Annotated in this window: 1 protein-coding gene; it reads right to left on the reverse strand. The window is 67.9% G+C overall.

Annotation, left to right across the window (positions count from 1 at the left end):
• The coding region (gene leuS, locus AC30N0_RS20060; protein ID WP_489519642.1) for a leucine--tRNA ligase at positions 1–1,581 on the reverse strand (1,581 nt) is incomplete at its 3' end.
• Positions 1,582–1,744: the final 163 nt, after the last annotated feature.

Raw genomic sequence — 1,744 nt, forward strand, 5'->3', positions numbered from 1 at the left:
GACCATCGCATCGTCGAGCTTGGGGTCGCAGTAGCGCATGAAGTACCACGCGCTGTCGACGAAGGTGTCCATCGTGTCGGTCTCGCGCCGCGCCGGCTTTGCGCAGCGCGGACACGGCACGTTCAGGAACGCCGCGTCCCGGGCCAGCGGGTTGCCCGCGCCGTCGGGGATCAGGTTCTCCGGCAGGACGACCGGCAGGTCCTTCTCGGGCACGGGTACCACGCCGCAGGCATCGCAGTGGATGATCGGGATCGGCGTGCCCCAGTAGCGCTGCCGGCTGATGCCCCAGTCGCGCAGTCGCCACGTCGTCTGCTTGCCGCCGAGTCCGCGGTGCTCCAGGGCCGCGGCGACCGCGTCCACCGCGGCCGGATGGTCGAGGCCGCTGTAGACGTCGGAGTTGATCGTCACCGCACCGGTGGTCGCCGCGTACCAGTCCTGCCAGTGCTCGTACGAGAAGTGCTCGCCGTCGATGTAGATGACCTGGAGCAGGTCAATCCCGTAGGTCTTCGCGAACTCGAAGTCGCGCTCGTCGTGCGCCGGCACGCCCATCACGGCGCCGTCGCCGTAGTTGATGAGGACGTAGTTGCCGACCCAGAGCGGGATCGGCTCGTGGCTGAGCGGGTGCTCGACCGACAGGCCGGTGGCGATGCCCCTCTTGGCCTGCGTCGCGAGCTCGGCTTCGGTGGTGCCGCCGGCCCGGCAGGAAGCCAGGAAGGCCGCGACCTCGGGGTTCGACGCGGCGGCATGCAGGGCCAGCGGATGCTCGGGGGCGACCGCGCAGAAGGTCACCCCCATGATGGTGTCGGCACGCGTCGTGAAGACATACAGGCGGCCGTCGCCGATCAGCTTGCCGTCGGCGCCGCGGATGCGGTGCGGGAAGGCGAAGCGGACGCCCTCGCTGCGGCCGATCCAGTTCTCCTGCATGGTCTTGACGCGCTCGGGCCAGCCCGGCAGGCCGCTCTTCACATGCTCGAGCAGCTCGTCCGCATAGCGGCTGATCTTCAGGTAGTAGCCGGGGATCTCGCGCTTCTCGACGATGGCGTTGGAGCGCCAGCCGCGGCCTTCGATGACCTGCTCGTTGGCGAGCACGGTCTGGTCGACCGGGTCCCAGTTCACCGTCTGCGTGCGCCGCTCGGCGATGCCGGCCTCGAGCATCTTCAGGAACATCCACTGGTTCCACTTGTAGTAGCTCGGATCGCAGGTGGCGATCTCTCGGCTCCAGTCGATGGCCAGCCCCATCGCCTGCATCTGCGCCTTCATCGCGGCGATGTTCTCGCGCGTCCACTTCGCCGGCGGCACGCCATTCTTCATGGCGGCGTTCTCGGCCGGCAGGCCGAAGGCATCCCAGCCCATCGGCATGAGCACGTTCATGCCGGTCATGCGCAGGTGCCGCGCCAGCATGTCGTTGATGGTGTAGTTGCGCACATGGCCCATGTGCAGCCGCCCGCTGGGGTAAGGCAGCATCGAGCAGGCGTAGAACTTGGGCCGCGACGCGTCTTCGGCGACCCGGTAGACATCGCCCGATACCCACGCCGCCTGGGCGCTTTGCTCGATCTCGCGGGGGTCGAAATCGGCTTTCATGCTCGGGCTCGGTGTGGCATCGATCGATTATAGAAAGCGCCCCTCGGAGCTCGTTGTTCGCAGGGCACACGAACCCGCTCGTTCAGGTGAGCACGCCCCCGAGCGAGGCGCTCGACAGCATCGATCGAAGGGCGCGAGCATCGCCGCTTCGACACCCCAGCCG

The organism is Rhizobacter sp. (assembly GCF_031412495.1).
Lineage (GTDB): Bacteria > Pseudomonadota > Gammaproteobacteria > Burkholderiales > Burkholderiaceae_C > Schlegelella_A.